Annotated in this window: 19 protein-coding genes and 1 pseudogene; 5 read left to right on the top strand and 15 right to left on the bottom strand. The window is 64.3% G+C overall.

From position 1 onward, the window contains the following. Positions 1 to 128 precede the first annotated feature (128 nt). From IVA98_RS05465 to eno, 10 genes and pseudogenes are all read right to left on the bottom strand, one after another. On the bottom strand, positions 129 to 1,481 hold the full coding sequence (locus IVA98_RS05465) for a pyruvate dehydrogenase complex dihydrolipoamide acetyltransferase (RefSeq protein ID WP_247354399.1): 1,353 nt from the start codon (positions 1,479 to 1,481) through the stop codon (positions 129 to 131). A 62-nt stretch (positions 1,482 to 1,543) separates the two neighbouring features. Continuing rightward, a complete protein-coding gene (locus IVA98_RS05470) occupies positions 1,544 to 1,996 on the bottom strand; it encodes a nucleoside deaminase (RefSeq protein ID WP_247295346.1) in 453 nt (150 codons plus the stop codon). Between the two features lies 1 nt (position 1,997). After that, positions 1,998 to 2,300: a DUF5076 domain-containing protein gene (locus tag IVA98_RS05475; protein ID WP_247275986.1), complete on the bottom strand. Its 303-nt coding sequence runs from the start codon at positions 2,298 to 2,300 to the stop codon at positions 1,998 to 2,000. Between the two features lie 3 nt (positions 2,301 to 2,303). After that, on the bottom strand, positions 2,304 to 3,695 hold the full coding sequence (locus IVA98_RS05480) for a pyruvate dehydrogenase complex E1 component subunit beta (RefSeq protein WP_247354401.1): 1,392 nt from the start codon (positions 3,693 to 3,695) through the stop codon (positions 2,304 to 2,306). 29 nt (positions 3,696 to 3,724) lie between these two features. Further along, positions 3,725 to 4,747, bottom strand: a complete 1,023-nt coding sequence (gene pdhA / locus IVA98_RS05485; RefSeq protein ID WP_247354402.1) for a pyruvate dehydrogenase (acetyl-transferring) E1 component subunit alpha — start codon at positions 4,745 to 4,747, stop codon at positions 3,725 to 3,727. A 393-nt stretch (positions 4,748 to 5,140) separates the two neighbouring features. Then, positions 5,141 to 5,458, bottom strand: coding sequence for an FtsB family cell division protein (locus IVA98_RS05490; protein ID WP_008567889.1), 318 nt, complete (start codon positions 5,456 to 5,458; stop codon positions 5,141 to 5,143). Positions 5,459 to 5,658: 200 nt separating this feature from the next. Then, a complete protein-coding gene (locus IVA98_RS05495) occupies positions 5,659 to 6,210 on the bottom strand; it encodes an NADPH-dependent FMN reductase (protein WP_247275982.1) in 552 nt (183 codons plus the stop codon). A 225-nt stretch (positions 6,211 to 6,435) separates the two neighbouring features. Continuing rightward, positions 6,436 to 7,434, bottom strand: a pseudogene (locus tag IVA98_RS05500) (MBL fold metallo-hydrolase). 113 nt (positions 7,435 to 7,547) lie between these two features. Beyond that, positions 7,548 to 8,687: a zinc-binding dehydrogenase gene (locus tag IVA98_RS05505; RefSeq protein ID WP_247354404.1), complete on the bottom strand. Its 1,140-nt coding sequence runs from the start codon at positions 8,685 to 8,687 to the stop codon at positions 7,548 to 7,550. Positions 8,688 to 8,730: 43 nt separating this feature from the next. After that, the gene (gene eno / locus IVA98_RS05510; protein ID WP_247354406.1) at positions 8,731 to 10,014 is read right to left on the bottom strand and encodes a phosphopyruvate hydratase; all 1,284 of its coding nucleotides are present in this window, start codon (positions 10,012 to 10,014) and stop codon (positions 8,731 to 8,733) included. Between the two features lie 174 nt (positions 10,015 to 10,188). Between eno and IVA98_RS05515 the strand changes: the two genes are divergently transcribed. Together IVA98_RS05515 and queF are read left to right on the top strand one after the other, a co-directional pair. Beyond that, the gene (locus IVA98_RS05515; RefSeq protein WP_247354407.1) at positions 10,189 to 11,166 is read left to right on the top strand and encodes a Vgb family protein; all 978 of its coding nucleotides are present in this window, start codon (positions 10,189 to 10,191) and stop codon (positions 11,164 to 11,166) included. Positions 11,167 to 11,217: 51 nt separating this feature from the next. Further along, complete coding sequence (gene queF, locus IVA98_RS05520) at positions 11,218 to 11,670, top strand: preQ(1) synthase (RefSeq protein WP_247354408.1); 453 nt, start codon at positions 11,218 to 11,220, stop codon at positions 11,668 to 11,670. A 39-nt stretch (positions 11,671 to 11,709) separates the two neighbouring features. Here the strand turns inward: queF and IVA98_RS05525 are convergent, their stop codons facing one another. The 3 genes from IVA98_RS05525 to IVA98_RS05535 form a co-directional block, all read right to left on the bottom strand. Further along, positions 11,710 to 12,918, bottom strand: coding sequence for an MFS transporter (locus tag IVA98_RS05525; RefSeq protein WP_247354409.1), 1,209 nt, complete (start codon positions 12,916 to 12,918; stop codon positions 11,710 to 11,712). Further along, positions 12,918 to 13,766 carry a 3-deoxy-8-phosphooctulonate synthase gene (gene kdsA / locus IVA98_RS05530; protein WP_247354410.1) on the bottom strand — a complete coding sequence of 283 codons (849 nt, stop codon included), beginning with the start codon at positions 13,764 to 13,766 and terminating at the stop codon, positions 12,918 to 12,920. Before kdsA ends, IVA98_RS05525 begins: the two co-directional genes overlap by 1 nt. A gap of 116 nt (positions 13,767 to 13,882) precedes the next feature. Continuing rightward, a complete protein-coding gene (locus tag IVA98_RS05535; protein ID WP_247354411.1) occupies positions 13,883 to 14,209 on the bottom strand; it encodes an NIPSNAP family protein in 327 nt (108 codons plus the stop codon). Positions 14,210 to 14,406: 197 nt separating this feature from the next. Here IVA98_RS05535 and IVA98_RS05540 point away from each other — a divergent pair, with 197 nt between their 5' ends. The 3 genes from IVA98_RS05540 (at position 14,407) to IVA98_RS05550 (ending at position 17,287) form a co-directional block, all read left to right on the top strand. Beyond that, positions 14,407 to 15,081 (top strand): response regulator transcription factor, encoded by a 675-nt coding sequence (locus IVA98_RS05540; protein ID WP_247354413.1) that lies wholly within the window; start codon positions 14,407 to 14,409, stop codon positions 15,079 to 15,081. Next, positions 15,078 to 16,451, top strand: coding sequence for a sensor histidine kinase (locus tag IVA98_RS05545; RefSeq protein ID WP_247354415.1), 1,374 nt, complete (start codon positions 15,078 to 15,080; stop codon positions 16,449 to 16,451). Before IVA98_RS05540 ends, IVA98_RS05545 begins: the two co-directional genes overlap by 4 nt. A gap of 101 nt (positions 16,452 to 16,552) precedes the next feature. Continuing rightward, positions 16,553 to 17,287, top strand: a complete 735-nt coding sequence (locus tag IVA98_RS05550) for a class I SAM-dependent methyltransferase (protein ID WP_247354417.1) — start codon at positions 16,553 to 16,555, stop codon at positions 17,285 to 17,287. Here the strand turns inward: IVA98_RS05550 and pyrG are convergent. Next, a complete protein-coding gene (gene pyrG / locus IVA98_RS05555) occupies positions 17,250 to 18,881 on the bottom strand; it encodes a CTP synthase (RefSeq protein WP_247295377.1) in 1,632 nt (543 codons plus the stop codon). The two genes, IVA98_RS05550 and pyrG, sit on opposite strands and share 38 nt — an antisense overlap. Positions 18,882 to 19,047: 166 nt before the next feature. Continuing rightward, a complete protein-coding gene (gene secG, locus IVA98_RS05560) occupies positions 19,048 to 19,431 on the bottom strand; it encodes a preprotein translocase subunit SecG (protein WP_247295379.1) in 384 nt (127 codons plus the stop codon). Positions 19,432 to 19,517: the final 86 nt, after the last annotated feature.

The following is a 19,517-nucleotide window of genomic DNA, read 5'->3' on the forward strand; positions in this document are numbered from 1 at the left end:
CATCGTTGAACCGGCTTGAACGTTAGGGCTCGTCATTGCGAGGAGCTCTTGCGACGGAGCAATCCAGTCTGCCGGTCACGTCCTGGATTGCTTCGCTTCGCTCGCAATGACGACGCAAATTCGCCGCGTCAGACCATCATCATGACGGGATTTTCGATCAGCTGCTTGAACGCGCCGATCAGCTCGGCGCCGAGCGCGCCGTCAATGGCGCGGTGATCGCAGGACAGGGTCACGCTCATCATGTTTGCGATCTCGATCTTGCCACCGCGCACGACGGGACGCTCTTCGCTGGTGCCGACCGCGAGGATAGTCGCGTGCGGCGGATTGATCACCGCGGTGAAGTGACTGATGCCGTACATGCCGAGGTTGGAGACAGCCGTGGTGCCGCCCTGGTATTCCTCGGGCTTCAGCTTGCGCGAGCGGGCGCGCGCGGCAAAGTCCTTCATCTCGTTGGAGATGGTCGAGAGCGTCTTGGCCTCGGCCTTGCGGATGATAGGCGTGATCAGGCCGCCTGGCATCGCGACGGCAACGCCGACGTCGGAATGGTGGTGCTTGACCATTCCGCTTTCGGTCCAGCTGACGTTGCAGTTCGGGATCTTCTGGAGTGCGACCGCCATTGCCTTGATGACGAAGTCGTTGACCGAGATCTTGTAGAGCGGCTTCTTCTCCTTGTCCTTCGGAGCAGCCGCATTGATCTCCTCGCGCGCGGCGAGCAGCTTGCCGATGTCGCAATCGATGGTGAGATAGAAGTGCGGGACGTTCTGTATCGATGCGGTCAGGCGCTGCGCGATGGTGCGACGCATGCCATCATGCGGGACGATGTCGTAAGAGCCCGGCTCGAACAGCGACAGGATCTGCTTGTCAGACATGGTCGGCGCGATCGAGGGCGCCCCAGACGGTGCTGCGGCGGGAGCCTTGAGGCCCTTGCCGGACTTGGCCTGCTCGACGTCACGCGCGACCACGCGGCCGTGCGGGCCAGTGCCCGTGACCATCGCCACATCGATGCCGGCTTCCTTCGCGATACGGCGCGCGAGCGGCGATGAGAACACGCGGCCGCCATGGCCGTTGCCCTGCGCGGCGGGAGCTGCAGCCGGCGGAGCCGGTGCGGCGGCAGCCGGCGCCGCCTTGGGTGCGGCCGGTGCAGGTGCCGGTGCCGGCGCGGCAGCAGGTGGCTCAGCGGTCTTGGGCGGTGCGGCCGAGGCGGTCGGCTTCGCGGCGCCCGCGGCTTTCACATCCTCACCCTCGCCGGCCAGCACCGCGATCACGTCGTTGACCGGAACGTCCTGCGTGCCCTCGGGCACCAGGATCTTGGCGATCGTGCCTTCGTCGATCGCCTCGACCTCCATGGTCGCCTTGTCGGTCTCGATCTCGGCGATGACGTCGCCGGATTTGACCTTGTCGCCTTCCTTCTTCAGCCACTTGGCGAGGTTGCCCTTCTCCATCGTCGGCGAAAGAGCGGGCATCAGGATGTTGATGGGCATGCTGACCTCACGAAGAGCTTCTCAAAACGTCGTCTCCGGAAGCGAAGACGAACAGACCAGGTTTAGTTGCCGATGTCGCCCTGCCAAAGACGCTCATTGGCGGGATTGGAACGCCAATTCTTCATCATGGTGATAGAGCGGTCGTCAGCAAGGTCGATCCAGGGGATGCCGAACTTGTCGAGGATGTCCTTGGATCCCTCGAAGGTGACGGATTCCCCGATCACCACCAGCTTGACCTTGAACAGCGCCAGCGCGCCGGCGCACATCGAGCATGGCGACAGGGTGGTGTACATGACGGTGTCATGAAACGTGATCGCGCCGGCTTCGCGCAGGCAGCTCATCTCGCCGTGCAGGATCACGTTGTTCTCCTGCACGCGGTTGTTGTGACCGCGGGCGATGATCTTGTTGTCGCGCGTCAGCACCGCGCCGATCGGCAGGCCGCCCTGCGCGATCGAGGTTTCCGCCTCGCGGATCGCCTCCAGCATGAAATCGTAGTGATAGGATTCGATCGCCACGTCAGTGCCCTTTGCCGCGTGGCGTCGTGCTGCCGGTGTCGGTCGGACGCTCGATCTCGGCCTGGAACATCTCCAGAATCCGGTTCAAGGCATCCTCCTCGGTGTATTCGCTCTCGCGCGCATAGGCGCGCGCGGCATGGCGCGCGAGATCGACGAGCAGCAGGCCCCACATGTCGGGCTCCTCGAAGGCGCGCTGGAACGCCATCGACAGCCCACCGTCCAGCACGAATACACGCAGGATCTCGACCGCATCCTCGCGGGTCATGACGTCGGGCGGCAGTGGCTGCTCCTTGGGGCCCGCCATGGTCTACCTGTAGCAGACGGCTTTGGCGGCCTCGACGACTTCCGCTGCCGAGGGCAGCGCGAGCTTCTCCAGGTTCGCGGCATAGGGCATCGGCACGTCCTTGCCCGAGACGCGCGTAACCGGCGCGTCCAGATAGTCGAAGGCGTTCTCCATGATGCGCGCGGCGATCTCGGCGCCGACCCCGCTCTGAGCCCAGCCCTCCTCCACCGTCACCGCACGACCGGTCTTCTTGACCGAGTTGATGATGGTCTCGGTGTCCATCGGGCGCAGCGTGCGTAGGTCGATCACCTCGGCCTCGATGCCATCCTTGGCGAGCTCGTCGGCGGCCTTGAGCGCATAGGTCATGCCGTTCGACCAGGAGATGATGGTGACGTGGCCGCCGGGGCGCACGATGCGCGCCTTGCCGATCGGAATCACGAAATCGTCGAGCTTGGGCACTTGGCCGGTGTGACCGTAGAGCACCTCGTTCTCGAGGAAGATCACCGGGTTGGGATCGCGGATCGCGGCCTTGAGCAGCCCCTTGGCATCGGCGGCCGAATACGGCGCGACCACCTTGAGGCCGGGAATGTGCGAATACCAGGCCGAGTAATCCTGGCTGTGCTGGGCGGCGACGCGCGCAGCGGCACCATTGGGCCCACGGAATACGATCGAGCAGCCCATCTGGCCGCCGGACATGTACAGCGTCTTGGCCGCGGAGTTGATGATCTGATCGATCGCCTGCATGGCGAAGTTGAAGGTCATGAACTCGACGATCGGCTTGAGGCCCGTCATCGCGGCACCGACGCCGACACCGGCAAAGCCGTGCTCGGTGATCGGCGTGTCGATCACGCGCTTGGCGCCGAACTCCTGAAGCAATCCTTGCGTGACTTTGTAAGCACCCTGATATTCGGCCACCTCTTCGCCCATCACGAAGACATCGCCGTCGCGGCGCATCTCTTCGGCCATGGCATCGCGCAAGGCTTCGCGGATGGTCTGCGTCACCATCTCGGTGCCGGCGGGTACTTCCGGATCGGGCTCGGCCACGGGCTGCGGCGCGGACGGTGCCGCCTTGGGCTGGGGGGCCTCGGGCTTGGCGGCGGCGGGCGGCGCGGACTCCGCAGCCTTCTCCTGCTTGGCCGGCGCTGGGGCCTTCGCGAGATCGGCGGCGCTCTCGCCATCGGCGAGGATGGTCGCGATCGGCGTATTGACGGCAACGTCGGCGGTGCCCTCGGGAATGAGGATCCTGCCGAGCGTGCCCTCATCGGTCGCCTCGACCTCCATCGTCGCCTTGTCGGTCTCGATCTCGGCGATGACGTCGCCGGACTTGATCGTCTCGCCCTCTTTCTTCAGCCATTTGGCGAGGTTGCCCTTCTCCATGGTGGGCGACAACGCGGGCATCAGCACTTGAATTGGCATATCGACTCCAAAAGAAAGCTTGCGCGCGTTCAGCGGTAAACGTCGGTCCAGAGCTCGGCGCCATCCGGCTCGGGATCATGTTGGGCGAAATCGGCGGACGCGTTGACGACATCGCGCACCTCGGCGTCGATCGCCTTCAGGTCCTGCTCGCTGACCTTGGCCGCCAGGAGGCGGTTACGTACCTGCTCGATCGGATCCTGGTCGTGGCGGATCTTCTCGACCTCCTCGCGCGTGCGATATTTTGCAGGGTCGGACATCGAGTGGCCGCGATAGCGGTAGGTCTGCATCTCGAGGATGTAGGGACCCTTGCCGGCACGGCACCAGGCCGCCGCCTCCTCGCCCGCAGCCTTCACGGCGCGGACGTCCATGCCGTCGACCTGCTTGCCGGGAATGTTGAAGGAGGCGCCGCGCTTGGAGAAGTCTTGCTGCGCCGAGGCGCGCGAGACCGAGGTGCCCATAGCGTAGCGGTTGTTCTCGATGACGTAGATCACCGGCAGCTTCCAGAGCTCCGCCATGTTGAAGCTCTCATAGACCTGACCCTGGTTGGCCGCGCCGTCACCGAAATAGGTGACGCTGACATTGTCGTTGCCGCGATAGTGATTGGCGAAGGCGAGACCCGTGCCCAGCGAGACCTGCGCGCCGACGATGCCGTGGCCGCCGTAAAAGTGCTTCTCCTTGCTGAACATGTGCATGGAGCCGCCCTTGCCCTTGGAATAGCCGCCGCGGCGGCCCGTGAGCTCGGCCATCACGCCATTGGCGTCCATGCCGGTGGCGAGCATGTGGCCGTGATCGCGATAGCCGGTGATGACCTGATCGCCCTCTTTCAGGGCCATCTGCATGCCGACCACCACGGCCTCCTGGCCGATATAGAGGTGGCAGAAGCCGCCGATCGCGCCCATGCCGTAGAGCTGGCCAGCCTTTTCCTCGAAGCGCCGAATCAGGAGCATGTCGCGGAGCGCCTTGACCTCCTGCTCCCTGGTGAATTCCGGGGGCGAACCGCCGTCGGCCTTGTCCTGTGGAGTGCTTGCGGCGGCTTTCTTGGGTGCGGCCATGGGAATTCCGGGTCAGAGAAAACTTTCGCCCTCTCTAACCCAAGTCAAACGCCATTGGAAAGCACCGCGGCGACATGGCACGACTTTCATTATGCCGCACTGCAACGTGATCGTAATATTGGAAAATCTTTGGCGCGGATCTGGCAACAAATCGATGCAAGGCGGCCGCACGCGCAGATTCGTGACCGCGTCAAGAAATGGGCAGAACGGGCGATGCCGAAATGACGCCGCCCTCTCCGTCCGCCCAATCAGAAGAAGCCGACCCTCTTCGGGAGCTTCTTGGTCTGCTGATCGTGATCGAGCATCATCTTTTGGGACTCACGCCCGACGCCCGACCGTTTCGACCAAGACACCATGGCCGATCATGTCACGAGCCGCTCGGCAGCGAGACCGCTATTTCGCCGGGATCATCCGAACGAGATCATGCGGATTGACATAGTCGAGTTGGTAGCGCGCCCGCTCGTCCAGCATGTCAGGATCAATCCTCGACGTGCGCAGCAAAGAGACGCGCTGCTCGCTCCGGGCGCGCTCGCGCTTGAGCTGCGCCAGTTCGCTGGTCAGGGCGATGATCTCCTGATCGAGCTCCTGGCGGGCATTGAGGCCGTATTTGCCGGTGTAGGCGTTGACGCCGAAATAGCCGACGATGGCCGCCGCCATCGCATACAGGGCAAGGCCGGTCAGGATCGATTTCAGGCGCGCGCGGGAGACCATCTTGGGAAGATGGGACAGGTTGGTTAAGGGAGTGCTAATTGGCCCTAGCTGACGAGGATCTGACCTTCATGGTGAGGAGGCCGCATAGCGGCCGTCTCGAACCATGAAGGCCCCGCTGTCCCTGCGGCCATCCTTCGAGATGGCGCTGACGCGCCTCCTCCCAGGATGAGGACCTGTTGTCTGGCCGCCGGCGACTTGGATTAGCCGTGATGCTTCGCCACGTGCGCCGCGAACGCGTCGAGATAGGCCTGGAGCACCGGCTTCAGCGACTCCTTTGTCAGATTGCCCTCGGCATCGAAGGCGTCGCCGACGGCGTTCAGATAGGCCTCCGGCTGCTGCATGATTGGGCCGCTGATACCAGGCAGGATGGTCTGCAAATGCTTGGCCGCGCTGACCCCGCCGAGCGGCCCCGGTGAATTCGAGATGATGCCGACCGGCTTGCCGTTGAACGAACTCTTGCCATAGGGCCGCGAGGCGACGTCGATGGCGTTCTTCAGCGCGCCGGGAATGGAGCGGTTGTATTCGGGCGTGACGAAGATGACGCCGTCGGATTTCTGAAGCTTCTCGCGGAAGGCCAGCCAGTCGGCGGGCGGCGCGCCCTCGAGGTCCTGGTTGAAGAAGGAAATGCCCGCCGGCGTGACGACCTCGAGCTTAAGCGAGCTAGGTGCGAGCTTGGCGAGGGCATTGGCGATCTTGAGCGAAAAGCTGTCCTTGCGCAGGCTGCCGGCGATCGTGACGATGTTGTAGGCCATGATGTGTCCTTGGGATTTTAAGCGAGAGTGCCGGGAAGGCACTTAAGCCATCCGGACCGATGGATGCAAGTGCATGAACTGGTTTGATTTGGAAACGCTGTGTTTCGTGAAAGTGCCTCGGCTCATCTGGGGAAATCGCGTCCTTTGACCTTTTGGCCAAAACAGTCAGGCCGCCAAGTGGCGGCCCGATCGTTCGCGCGAACGTCTGGACGAGACTAGCCCAGATCAGATCGTTGGATTCCACGCCGATGGGATCAGGCGATATTTTGCGCCGTCCTTCTCGACATGGCCGATCGAGGGGAAGGAGAAGTGGAAGCCGACCACGGTCGCCTTCTCGGCCGCCGCCATGTCGTAGAATTTGTGGCGGGTCGCCTGCGCCAGCGCGGCATCGGTGTCGAACATCACGTGCCAGTCCGGATTGCGCAGGAAGAATTACGGAATGTTGGTGACATCGGACTGGATCAGCACCTTGGCATCGCCCGATGCGACCGCGAACGAGGTGTGGCCGGGCGTGTGACCCGGCGTCGCAATGGAGGTGATGCCGGGTGCGACCTCCTTGCCCCACTCGTACTTGGTGACCTTGGACTCGAGGCCGGCAAAGGTCTTCTTCACGTTGGCGAAATAATTCTTCATCATCGCGTTGGACTCGGCCTTGGCGGCGTTGTCCTCGCTGGTCCAGAACTCCCAGTCCTTGCCCGGCACCATGATCTCCGCATTCGGGAAGGCGAGCGCGCCGTCGGCGAGGCGGATGCCGTTGGTGTGGTCGGGATGCAGATGCGAGAGCAGCACGACGTCAATGTTCTTGGGATCGACGCCAGCGGCCTGGAGATTTTGCAGCGTGCGACCGACGGCGCCCTTGCTCGGCTCGAAATTCGCGATGCCGTTGCCGGTATCGATCAGCACCAGCTTGGAGCCGGTATTGATGAGCTGCGGGTTGAAGGGCACTGTGACCATGCCCTTCGGCATGTAGGCCGCCTCGCCTACGGCCAGTGCCTCCTCCTTCGGCACGTTGACGACGAACTTGTCCGGCATCGGGAAGGTGCGCGCACCGTCATTGATCGAGGTGCACTCGAAGCTGCCGACCTTATAGCGGTAGAAGCCCGGCGCCTGCGTCCCGGCCGGCGGCACTGAGGCATCGGCGGCGGTCGGTCCAAGCCCGGTAACGGCAGCCGCATTGAGGGCGGCGGCGCCTGCGAGCAGGTGACGGCGATTGAGGTCGGTCATGCAGAGGTCCCCTTCTGAACGCCTTGCGGTTTTTCCGCTTTCAACGGCGGCGGGAATAATCCCCCGGTTCGCTCAGAAGGCAAGTCCTTCTTTCGGTGACGTGCCGTCGCACATCACGATAATTTATTCGGGTTGATGAGGAATTTTTCGCCGGTGGCGCGTTTGGCGTACACGGCAATGTTGGCGGGATCGAGCGCCTCGGCAAGCGAGACCACCTTGGTGTAATGGCTGGCGAAGGTGGTCTTCAATTCGTCGAGGACGCGCTGGCGCAGCTTGGCGCCGTCCGCCTGCCCGATCTTCATCAGGAACGGAAACAGCAGCCAGCCGCCGACGCCCCAGGCCATGCCGAAGCCGCGCGGCAGCTCGATCGGTCGCGTGTCGAGCGCGCCATAGACGTACACCTGCTTGTGCACGTTGGAGCCGTAACGGCTGTACTCCTTCGCGGTCTTGTTGATTGCCGCTTCCATGCAGTTGAGGATGTCGCCGGCCAGCCTGCCCCCGCCGATGGCGTCGAAGGCGATGGTGGCGCCGGTCTCGACCAGCGCATCGGTGAGATCGCCAAGGAAGCTCGGCGCGGTGGAATCGACCACGTATTTGGCGCCAATCTTGTGCAGGATGTTGGCCTGCTCCTTGCTGCGCACGATGTTGACCAGCGGGATGCCGTCCTTGATGCAGATCTTGTTCAGCATCTGCCCGAGATTGGAGGCAGCCGCGGTGTGCACCAGCGCCTTGTGACCTTCGCGCCGCATCGTCTCGGTCATGCCGAGCGCGGTGAGCGGATTGACGAAGCAAGAGGCGCCTTCGGCCGGCGTCGTGCCCTCAGGCAGCGGCAAGCACTCCCTCACCTTCAGCGTTCGATATTGCGAATACATCGCACCGCCGATCATGGCGACAGTCTTGCCCATCAGCGCCTTGGCGGCATCCGACGAGCCGGTCCTGACGACGACGCCGGCGCCCTCGTTGCCGACCGGCATCGACTGGTCGAGCCGGCCTGCCATCGCCCGCATCGCGCCCTCCGGCACCTTCGCGGTGATGACGGGAGCGTCCTTGCTGCCCGAAGCTTTCGCCGTGCTGATGTCGGCCGCGCCGATCAGAAGCCCCAGGTCGGACGGATTGATCGGCGCCGCCTCGACGCGGACGACGACCTCGTCCGCGGCAGGCTCGGGGGTCGGCACGTCGACCAGCGAGATTTCCAGCTCGCCGCTCGCCTTGATCAGCGAACGCAGTTGCAGTCCGGTGTTGCCGTCGCTCATGTCGATCCTCCCCTGTTCGGTTTTGCAGGTCGAAGCGCCGGCTTTAAGCCAGCGCCTTCAGTGCCGCCCTGCCGCCGTAGAGCGCCTGCTTGCCGAGCTGCTGCTCGATGCGCAGGAGCTGGTTGTATTTGGCGGTGCGGTCGGACCGCGCAAGGGAGCCGGTCTTGATCTGACCGCAATTGGTGGCGACCGCGAGATCGGCGATGGTGGAATCCTCGGTCTCGCCCGAGCGGTGCGACATCACCGAGGTGTAGCCGGCCTTGTGCGCCATCTCGACCGCGGCAAGCGTCTCGGTCAGCGTGCCGATCTGGTTGACTTTGATCAGGATCGAATTGGCCCTGCCCGCCTTGATGCCTTCGGCGAGGCGCTTGACGTTGGTGACGAAGAGATCGTCGCCGACCAGCTGGCACTTCTTACCGATGAGGTCGGTGAGCTCCTTCCAGCCGTCCATGTCGTCTTCCGACATGCCGTCCTCGATGGTCACGATCGGATAGCGCGAGACGAGGTCGGCAAGGTACTTCGCCTGCTCGGAGATCGAGCGGGTTTTGCCCTCACCTTCATAGACGTATTTGCCGTCCTTGAAGAACTCGGTCGAGGCGCAATCGAGGCCGAGCACGATGTCGGAGCCGGCCTTGAAGCCAGCCTTGCCGATCGCGTTCATGATGAAGTCGAGCGCGGCATCGGCCGACGGCAGGTTCGGCGCGAAGCCGCCCTCGTCGCCGACATTGGTGTTGTGGCCGGCCTTCTTCAGCTCCGACTTCAGCGTATGGAAGACTTCGGCGCCGTAGCGCAAGCCCTCGGCAAAGCTCAATGCGCCGACCGGCAGGATCATGAATTCCTGGAAGTCGATCGGGTTGTCTGCGTGCACGCCGCCATTGATGATGTTCATCATCGGCACCGGCAAGAGGCGCGCCGAGGTGCCGCCGACATAACGATAGAGCGGCATGTCCAGCGAGTTCGCGGCCGCCTTGGCACAGGCCAGCGACACCCCGAGAATGGCGTTTGCGCCGAGGCGACTCTTGTTCGGCGTGCCGTCGAGGTCGATCATGATCTGGTCAATCTGGGCCTGCTGCTCTACATCGAGGCCGCTGAGGGCCTCGAAGATCTCGCCGTTGACGGCGCCGACCGCCTTGGAGACGCCCTTGCCAAGATAGCGGGCCTTGTCGCCGTCGCGCAGTTCCACCGCTTCATGGGCGCCGGTGGAAGCCCCCGACGGCACCGCGGCGCGGCCCAGTGCGCCGTCTTCGAGCACGACATCGACTTCGACAGTGGGATTGCCCCGGCTATCGAGAATTTCGCGGCCGATGATGTCGATGATGGCGGTCATGATGTGCACTTCCGTTCGTTAGGGCTGATCGGTGTCGCGGGTCTTACACGGAGCGCAAGCAAATGTGAACGCTTGGACAGCCGGCTTCGACTGACGCGTGAAGCCCCTCAGATTATGCTCCACGGCATCTGATCTGCGCGTCCAACCTCAATCTGAAACAGTCGGGGTAACGCCATGAATCGCCGCGAGTTTCTTGTCTCGAGCGCCGCCCTGCTTGCCATCCGCCCAGGTTTCGCGCAGGAAGGCCCGTTCCGGACAAAGTATTTCCCGATCAGTGCCGGCATCGGCCTGCATGATCTGACGCCCGCCCCTGACGGCACAGTGTGGTTCACCGCGCAGGGCAAGGGCATGCTCGGCAGGCTCGACCCCAAGGATGGCACCTTCAAGACGGTCAGCCTCGGCCAGGGTGCTGCCCCGCACGGGGTGACCATCGGCCCCGACGGCGCGCCATGGATCACCGAGGGCGGCCAGAACGCAATTGCGCGGGTCGACCCCGGCGATCTCAAGGTCGCGTTGTTCCGCCTGCCCGAAAAGTTCGCCGCCGCCAATCTCAACACCGGCGTGTTCGACAAGGACGGCACGTACTGGTTCACCGGCCAGTCCGGCTATTACGGCCGGCTCGTGCCGAAGTCTGGCGAGATGAATGTGTTCAAGGCCCCCAAGGGCGTTGGCCCGTACGGCATCACGGTCACCCCCGACGGGGACATCTGGTACGCCTCGCTCGCTGGGAGCTACATCGCGAAGATTGACCGCGCGAGCGGCAAGGCGAGCGTGGTCGAGCCGCCGACGCCGAACCAAGGCTCGCGGCGGGTGTGGTCCGATTCGAACAGCCGGATCTGGGTCAGCGAGTGGAACAGCGGCCATGTCTCGGTGCACAATCCCGCGGATGGCTCCTGGAAGACCTGGAAGCTGCCGGGCGAGCGCCCCCGGCCCTACGCAGTCTATGTCGACGATAACGACAAGGTCTGGCTGAGCGATTTCTCCGCCAACGCCATCGTCCGTTTCGATCCCACAACCGAGCGGTTCAACGTCTTCGCCAGCAATAAGGCCAATGCCAATGTGCGACAGCTCGACGGCAGGCCGGGCGAGCTGTGGGGCTGTGAGTCCGGCAACGACCGGATCGTCATGATCCACACCATCGCGGCCGGTTGACGACAGCGACATTTGCGTCCATCCCGGCATCCGAAACAGGATGTCACGACGATGGCGAAGAAATCCCTGCAGCTTGGCCGCGCGGTCGAGTGGCCGCACACACCGGACGAAGCCCAGCTCGATCGCGTGCCCAATCCGCAGAGGGGGACCGATTATCTGGTGCGCTTCACCGTGCCGGAATTCACCTCGCTGTGCCCGGTTACGGGCCAGCCGGATTTCGCGCATCTGATGATCGACTACGCGCCGGGCCCATGGCTGCTGGAGTCGAAGTCGCTCAAGCTCTACATTGCGAGCTTCCGCAATCACGGCGCTTTCCACGAGGACTGCACGGTGATGATCGGCAAGCGCATCGCGAGCGAGATCAAGCCGAAATGGCTGCGCATCGGCGGTTATTGGTATCCGCGCGGCGGCATCCCGATCGATGTTTTCTGGCAGACCGGCCGTGTGCCCAAGGGCCTGTGGGTGCCCGAGCAAGGCGTCGCGCCTTATCGCGGGCGGGGATAGCGTCCTGTTGTCCAGCTTGGCGCGGCCTGAACGTCTTGTTCAGGCCCGCGCATCCGCCGGTGCACGCGGCTTGAGCAGCCGGGCGCAGACGAAGCCCAGCACCACCATGATCCCGGCGCTCGCGACCAGCGTCGGCATTTTGCCAGCATGCTGGAGCCCGAAGCCATAGGCGAGCGGTCCGACCGTCTGCCCCATGAAGAAAAAGAACGAATGCAGCGACAGCGCGGTTGCGCGCGCCTCGACCGAGAGCTCGCTGGCGAAGACTTGGAGACAGCCATGGGCGATGTAGAATCCCGATCCCATCACGACGAGATTCAGTGCCTGCACTTCCCAGCGTGAGCCGAATGCGACGGCCATGAGCTGAGAGGCAACCAGCGTCATGCCCGCGATCATCATGCCCTTCATCCCTAGCCGCGGCAGCAGGCGCGACACCGTCAGCGTGTAGAACAAGCCGCCGACCGCAAAGCCCGCGATGACGATGCCGGCGATCGAGAGCGAGGTCTGCCCGAGCTCGAACAGGAACGAGGCGATGTAGGGAAACAGGCCGAGCACGCAGCAGCCTTCGATGAACACGGCCGAGTAGCAGACATAGGCGTTCGGATTGGTGAAAATGGTGCGATAGCCGGCCTTCAGTGCCGACAGGCTGGTCTTCGGCGGATGCTTGACCTTGGCGCCGTGAAAGCCGGCCCCGACCGCGATCGAGGCGGCGATCACCAGCACGCCGAGCACCGCCAGCACGCCGCGCCAACCGAGGAAATCGCCAATCAGCCCGGAGGCCGAGGCGCCAAGCAGATTGCCGGTCATCGCGCCTGCAAGCGTGCGGCTGATCGCGAGTTGGCGTCTCTCCGGTCCAACGAGATCGCTGGTCAGGCTCAGCGCCACCGGAAACACGCCGCCCGAGCCGATACCGGCGAGGATGCGGGTCGCAAACAGAACCGAGAACGAGGTCGAGAGCGCGCCCAGGATGTTGGCAAGGCCGAGCAGCGCGAGGCAGCCGATCATCAGCCGCGTCTTGCCGAATAGATCGGCGGCGGCGCCGATGATGGGCTGGATGATCGAGAAGGTGAAGGCGAACACCGCGGCAAAGCCCGCGGCGGTCGCGATGCTGACGCCAAAATCTTCGGCGACATGCGGCAGCACCGGATCAAGCGCGCGTGCCGACAGCGCTGCGGCGAAGCTTGCGCCCGATATGACGTAGAGTGCTGTCGGCAAGCCGTGATCCTGCGGCCGCGCCTCGCCTCGCTGCATTAGCCCTGGTTCTTTGCGAGTGCGTCGAACGCGATCAGCTTGGCGATCAGCCCTTCGAACTCGCGCAGCGGCACCATGTTGGGACCATCGGAAGGCGCGCTGTCGGGGTCGGGATGGGTCTCGATGAAGACGCCGGCAACGCCAACGGCAACAGCCGCGCGTGCCAGCACCGGCACGAATTCGCGCTCGCCGCCCGAGGAAGTCCCCTTCCCGCCCGGCTGCTGCACCGAATGGGTGGCATCGAAGATCACAGGCGCGCCGGTGGTGCGCGCCAGGATCGGCAATGCGCGCATGTCGGAAACCAGCGTGTTGTAGCCGAACGAGGCGCCGCGTTCGGTAACGAGCACATTGGGATTGTTCGCACCCGTGATCTTGGTCACGACATTCGCCATGTCCCAAGGCGCCAGGAACTGGCCCTTCTTGACGTTCACGACCTTCCCGGTCGCTGCCGCTGCAAGAAGCAGATCGGTCTGCCGGCACAGGAAGGCGGGTATCTGGAGGATGTCCACGGCCTGCGCCACCTCGGCGCATTGCGTGGCTTCGTGCACGTCGGTTAGCACCGGCAAGCCGAGCGAGGAGCGGATTTCCGCGAAGATCGGCAGCGATTGCGCGAGGCCCAGCCCGCGCGCAGCCGACGCGCTGGTGCGGTTGGCCTTGTCGAACGAGGTCTTGTAGACGAGGCCGATGTTCAGCCGCGCGGCGATCTCCTTCAGCGCGGAGGCGACCTCCAGCGCATGCTGGCGGCTCTCGAGCTGGCACGGCCCGGCAATGACCGAGATCGGCAGGTCATTGCCGAATTTGACCGTGCCGATGGTGACGACCGGCGCCGCTGAATTCGAAGAGCTCAAGGCAAATCCCTCATTTCGGCGCGACCATAGCGGCGATGAGGGTCGGATCAACCCTCTTCGGCCGGGACCGTTCGAATATCAGGGTTGCGCCAAGGTTCCCCGCTGCGCCAAGCTCGCTACTTCACCGCCGAGAAAGCGGTCGGCGTCAGTATCTGGCTGACGATGTTGGCGACGATCTGGCCGTCGGCTTCCGACTTGGCCCGCGCCTCGAGCCAATCCGGATCGGTCATGAACGCGCCCCACTTCTTCTCGCGCTCGGCGAGGGTCTCCCAGGCCAGAAAATAGGTCAGCTCCTGGTTGGACTCACCGATCAGCGTCGTGAAGAAGCCGGCCTGCTTGATGTCGTGCTTCTCCCAGAGCTTCAGCGTGACCGTCTCGAACCGCTTCAAGAGCGCCGGCAAACGGCCAGGCACGCAGCGATACTGGCGCATTTCGAAGATCATTCATGTTCCTCCCTGATCAAGCGCAGCGGTTATAGCGATTGGCCGTGATGATGTCTTGAGCCTCACCCGACCGCCCCGGCGGCGTTCCGCGCATGGCTGGTGCTCCCTTCACTGCCACTGCGTCGCAGCCGGTTCCCGCAATGCTGCCGCAATGATACGGCGGCTAGAATGGCTTGTTGAGGCTGAGGTGCGAGATCATGCGAATTTTGCTCGTCGAGGATGAGGCGGAGATGGCGGGCGCGCTGGCATCGGCCTTGAAGCGCTACGACATGGTAGTGGACCACGTGCCGACGCTCTGCGAAGCGGAGGAAGCGCTTTCCGCCGAAGTCCACGCCGCAGTCCTGCTCGACCGCCAGCTACCGGACGGTGACGGCCTTGCCCTGATCCCGAAGCTAAGGGCGCGCGCCGACGGCGTGCCCATCATCGTCCTGACGGCCCGCGGCGAGCTCGCCGAGCGTGTCGCCGGGCTCGACAGCGGCGCGGACGACTATCTGGCAAAGCCTTTCGCGGTCGAGGAATTGCTCGCGCGCCTGCGCGCGGTGTTGCGGCGGCCCGCCGGCCTCACGCCGGATGTCATCCGCGCCGGCCGCCTCGCCTTCGATGCCGGCCATCGCGAGGCGAGCATCGACGGCCACCCGTTCGAGCTGCCGCGCCGCGAACTGCTGGTGCTCGAAGCGCTGATCCGCCGCATGGGCCGGACCGTCCTGCGCTCGGCACTCGAAGAGGCCGTCTACAATTTCGACGACGAAATCCAGTCGAACGCGCTGGATACCCACGTATCGCGGCTGCGCCGCAAGCTTGCCGAGGCGGATGCGGGTGTCGAGATCCACGGCATTCGCGGCGTCGGCTATCTCCTGAAGAAGCTGCCGTGAGCAGGCACGCCGATCCCTATTGCCTGCGCTCGCGGCTGAGCTGGCGCCTGCTGTCGCTCCAGGCCGCGCTGCTCGTCGCGCTGGTGGCCGTCATCATCACGGCGCTATGCGCCTCCGGTTTCGTGCTCGCCGCGCGCGACGAGGACCGTGTCATCGACGCCGTGCAGCATGCGCTGACCCGCGACGCACAGGGCGGCCTGATGCTGCGCGCGACGCCGGAGCTGAAACAGCTGCGCGCGGAGACGCCCGACCTGTGGTTCCTGGTCCGTGACAGAGAGGGCCATTCGCTCAGCGAAGGCGCCGTGCCGGCCGAATTCGCCACGATCGGCGGGGCGCTCGACCACATCAGCCAGGCGCGGCTCGGCTGGCAGCTTTTCGAGGACGATCCACGCAAAGCCCCCGCGCGGTTGAAGCGCGTCGATGCCGACGCCGGCAACGTGCAGGTCATCACGGCGACGCAGGGCACGCTAACCGGCGCCAAGGCGGTGCTCATGACCTCGCTGATGTTTCTCGGCATCGCCCTGCCAGGTCTGCTCCTGATGGGAACGGCGACGTTGATCGCTACTCCGATGATCGTGCGGCGCGCCTTCAGGGGGCTGGACACGACGGCCGATCAGGCGCGCCGCATCGACATTCATCAGCGCGGCGCGCGACTGTCGGTGGACCAGATTCCGCTCGAGGTCGTGCCGCTCGTGACCGCTGTCAATGACGCGCTGGCGCGGCTCGACGAAGGCTATGCCCGGCACAAGCGCTTCGTCGCCGATGCCGCGCACGAGCTGCGCACGCCGATCGCGATCCTGAACACGCGCCTGGAGTCGCTTCCGCCGGGACCGGACAAGACCCGCCTGATCGAGGATGCCGCGCGGCTCGCCACGCTCGCCGAGCAATTGCTCGATATCCAGCGGCTCGACCGCTGCGGGCACCCTTTCGCACGGGTCAACCTCGTCGCAATCGCCCAGGGCGTCGCCGCCGAGCTGGCCCCGCTTGCCATCGCCGCGGGCTATGAGCTGGCGCTCGACGCACCGGAAACACCGATCGAGACACTCGGCGACACGATCGCGCTCGAACGCGCCCTGACCAACCTGGTGCAGAATGCCATCCAGCACGGCCCGCGCCGCGGCACGATCGGCGTCCGCGTCAGCAAGCCCGCATGCATCGAAGTCACCGACGAGGGCGCGGGCATTCCGCCCGAGCAACGCGAGATGATCTTCGAGCCGTTTTATCGGCTCACGCCGCTCGATCGCGGCGCCGGCCTCGGCCTCAACATGGTTCGCGAGATCGTGCTGCTGCATGGCGGCGACGTCTCGGTGCTGGACGGAGCGAACGGCGGCGCATGCTTCCGGATCCCATTGCCGCCGATCCGCAAGTGATCTTGGTCCGCATCACCTACGCAATGCTGCCGCAATGCACTCCCGTGAGATTGTGAGCCGCCTCTGATTTGCGAGGCGCGAAGCAAAATGCCGGAGTGCGCATGCCCAACGATTTTCTCTCGTTCTTCCTCGCCTGGATGTCGGCACCGCGTCAGGTCGGTGCGATCGCGCCATCGAGCGCCGCACTGGCGGATCTCATCACGCGCGAGATCGACGCATCGACCGGCCCCATCCTCGAGCTCGGTCCCGGCACCGGCGCATTCACCTACAAGCTGTTGAAACGCGGCGTGCGCCAGGAAGACCTCACGCTGGTCGAATACGGCTCCGATTTCATGAAGCTGCTGCAGGTGCGCTTTCCCGGGGCGCGCATATTGTGGATCGATGCGGCGCGGCTCACCACGCATCGCCTTTATGAGGGCGCCCCGGTCGGCGCCGTGGTGAGCGGATTGCCGCTGCTCAACATGTCAATGCGCAAAGTCGTCTCGATTGTCAGCGGCGCATTCAGCTACATCCGCCCCGGCGGCGCCTTCTATCAGTTCACTTACGGCATGAGCTGCCCGGTGCCGCGCCCGGTGCTCGACCGGCTGGGCCTGCGCGCCAAGCTGGTGGATCGGGCAATGCTGAACGTACCACCCGCGGCCGTCTACAGGCTGACGCGGCGGCCGCAGATGAAAATAGTCACGGGACTGCTTTCGCCCGAGCTTGCGGCGCCGATGTTGCCGGGACGGATTGATCTGGCTGGCAATCGAGGATCGATGCCGCTCTCCGTAAGATCGTCAAGAAAGCGAGCTGAGGTGTCTAGACCAGCCGCGATTGCACCATCGCCGCCTGAATGAACGAGGCGAACAGCGGGTGCGGCTCGAAGGGGCGCGACTTCAGCTCGGGGTGGAACTGGACGCCGATGAACCAGGGGTGATCCTCGTACTCGACGATCTCCGGCAGCACGCCGTCGGGCGACAGGCCGGAGAATTTTAGGCCGTGCTGCTCGAGGCGGTCCTTGTAGGCGGTGTTCACCTCGTAGCGGTGGCGGTGACGCTCGGAGATTTCCGTGGCGCCGCCATAGACCTCTGAGACGCGGCTGCCGCGATTGAGCGTTGCCGGATAGGCCCCTAGCCGCATCGTGCCGCCGAGATCGCCGGCCTGCGAGCGCTTCTCGAGCTCGTTGCCGCGCAGCCATTCCGTCATCAGGCCGACCAGCGGCTCCTTGGTCGGACCAAACTCGGTGGAGTTGGCATCCTCGATGCCGACGAGATTTCGCGCTGCCTCGATCACCGCCATCTGCATGCCGAAGCAGATGCCGAAATACGGCACGTCGCGCTCGCGTGCGAATTGCGCCGCCTTGATCTTTCCTTCCGCGCCGCGCTGGCCGAAGCCGCCGGGCACCAAAATGCCATTGACGTGCTCGAGAAACGGCGCGGGATCTTCCTTCTCGAAGATTTCACTCTCGATCCAGTCGAGATTGACCTTCACCTTGTTGGCGATGCCGCCATGCGAGAGCGCCTCGATCAGCGATTTGTACGCATCCTTCATGCCGGTGTACTTGCCGACGATGGCAATGGTGACGTTGCCCTCGGGATTGCGCACGCGTTCGTTGATTTCTTGCCAGCTGCGCAGCTCGGGCGGAATCCGCGAGGCGATGCCAAAGGCGGCGAGCACTTCGTCATCGAGGCCCGCATTGTGATAGGCCTCGGGCACGGCGTAGATGTTATCGACATCGCGCGCCTCGATCACGGCGCTTTCGCGCACGTTGCAGAACAGTCCGAGCTTGCGCCGCTCCTCCTTCGGGATCTCGCGGTCGGTGCGGCAGAGCAGGATGTCCGGCTGGATGCCGATCGAGCGCAACTCCTTCACGGAGTGCTGCGTCGGCTTGGTCTTGAGCTCGCCGGCGCTTGGGATGTAGGGCAGCAACGTGAGATGGATGTAGACGGCATGATCGCGCGGCAGCTCGTTCTTGAGCTGGCGGATCGCCTCGAAGAACGGCAGGCCCTCGATGTCGCCGACAGTGCCACCGATCTCGACCAGCACGAAATCGTAATCGTCATTGCCGTCGAGGACGAATTCCTTGATGGCGTTGGTGACGTGCGGAACCACCTGGATGGTCGCGCCGAGATAATCGCCGCGGCGCTCCTTGGAAATGATGTCCTGGTAGATGCGCCCTGTGGTGATGTTGTCGGCCTTGGTCGCAGGCCTGCCGGTGAAGCGCTCATAATGACCGAGATCGAGATCGGTCTCTGCGCCGTCATCGGTGACGAACACTTCGCCGTGCTGATACGGCGACATCGTTCCGGGATCGAGGTTGAGATAGGGGTCGAGCTTGCGGAGGCGGACCTTGTAGCCCCGGGCCTGCAACAGCGCACCGAGTGCCGCTGAAGCCAGACCCTTGCCGAGCGAAGAAACCACGCCGCCGGTGATGAATATGTACCGCGCCATGGGACTTAACCTCTAATCCCCTAAATTCGATTCGCCAAAGCGATTCGCATTCCGCCCCAAAGATTCTGCGGGCCTGTGGGTGATCCAGAACTGAGAGTGGTGACAGTGCCTTGATGGGGATTTTTGATGCAGGACGGTAGCAGCCGCCCTGCATGGCCCCCCTGCTTTATTGCGAGCGCGGCACCTGCGGGCCGGCAGGCGCCTGGTTCTGCTGCTGCTCGTCGGCCTTCTTCAGCGAATCCAGGATACCGCCCGAGGTCGGCGGCGCGATCGGGGATCCGCCGGCCGGCTGAGTCTGCCCAGGCTGGCCGATGATCGACGACGGCTTGCGGTCATAACCGGCGTACCAGGACAGGAACAGGCTGGTCAGGAAGAAGCCCGCGGCCAGGATCGCGGTCGTGCGCGACAACAGGTTTGCGGTGCCGCGGCTCGACATGAAGCCCGCGCCTCCGCCCATGCCGAGGCCGCCGCCTTCCGACTTCTGGAGCAGGACGGCGCCGATCATGACGGCGACGATCATGAGGTGGATGACGATGACAACGGTCTGCATAGTATCCTTCCGTCATAAGCGGGCGGCGCCTGACGGCGGCCGATCGCGCTTCGCGGGTTTTCCTGAAGTTGCGCGGTGTTACACGA

Source organism: Bradyrhizobium sp. 160 (assembly GCF_023073735.1).
In the GTDB taxonomy this organism is placed as follows: domain Bacteria; phylum Pseudomonadota; class Alphaproteobacteria; order Rhizobiales; family Xanthobacteraceae; genus Bradyrhizobium.

What these genes read in the sequence shown, in the direction of transcription:
- IVA98_RS05465 (WP_247354399.1), bottom strand. Translation starts at nt 1,481, where the DNA reads ATGCCCATCAACATCCTGATGCCCGCTCTTTCGCCGACGATGGAGAAG.
- IVA98_RS05475 (WP_247275986.1), bottom strand. Translation starts at nt 2,300, where the DNA reads ATGGCGGGCCCCAAGGAGCAGCCACTGCCGCCCGACGTCATGACCCGC.
- IVA98_RS05480 (WP_247354401.1), bottom strand. Translation starts at nt 3,695, where the DNA reads ATGCCAATTCAAGTGCTGATGCCCGCGTTGTCGCCCACCATGGAGAAG.
- pdhA (WP_247354402.1), bottom strand. Translation starts at nt 4,747, where the DNA reads ATGGCCGCACCCAAGAAAGCCGCCGCAAGCACTCCACAGGACAAGGCC.
- IVA98_RS05490 (WP_008567889.1), bottom strand. Translation starts at nt 5,458, where the DNA reads ATGGTCTCCCGCGCGCGCCTGAAATCGATCCTGACCGGCCTTGCCCTG.
- IVA98_RS05495 (WP_247275982.1), bottom strand. Translation starts at nt 6,210, where the DNA reads ATGGCCTACAACATCGTCACGATCGCCGGCAGCCTGCGCAAGGACAGC.
- IVA98_RS05505 (WP_247354404.1), bottom strand. Translation starts at nt 8,687, where the DNA reads ATGAGCGACGGCAACACCGGACTGCAACTGCGTTCGCTGATCAAGGCG.
- eno (WP_247354406.1), bottom strand. Translation starts at nt 10,014, where the DNA reads ATGACCGCCATCATCGACATCATCGGCCGCGAAATTCTCGATAGCCGG.
- IVA98_RS05515 (WP_247354407.1), top strand. Translation starts at nt 10,189, where the DNA reads ATGAATCGCCGCGAGTTTCTTGTCTCGAGCGCCGCCCTGCTTGCCATC.
- queF (WP_247354408.1), top strand. Translation starts at nt 11,218, where the DNA reads ATGGCGAAGAAATCCCTGCAGCTTGGCCGCGCGGTCGAGTGGCCGCAC.
- IVA98_RS05525 (WP_247354409.1), bottom strand. Translation starts at nt 12,918, where the DNA reads ATGCAGCGAGGCGAGGCGCGGCCGCAGGATCACGGCTTGCCGACAGCA.
- IVA98_RS05535 (WP_247354411.1), bottom strand. Translation starts at nt 14,209, where the DNA reads ATGATCTTCGAAATGCGCCAGTATCGCTGCGTGCCTGGCCGTTTGCCG.
- IVA98_RS05540 (WP_247354413.1), top strand. Translation starts at nt 14,407, where the DNA reads ATGCGAATTTTGCTCGTCGAGGATGAGGCGGAGATGGCGGGCGCGCTG.
- IVA98_RS05550 (WP_247354417.1), top strand. Translation starts at nt 16,553, where the DNA reads ATGCCCAACGATTTTCTCTCGTTCTTCCTCGCCTGGATGTCGGCACCG.
- pyrG (WP_247295377.1), bottom strand. Translation starts at nt 18,881, where the DNA reads ATGGCGCGGTACATATTCATCACCGGCGGCGTGGTTTCTTCGCTCGGC.
- secG (WP_247295379.1), bottom strand. Translation starts at nt 19,431, where the DNA reads ATGCAGACCGTTGTCATCGTCATCCACCTCATGATCGTCGCCGTCATG.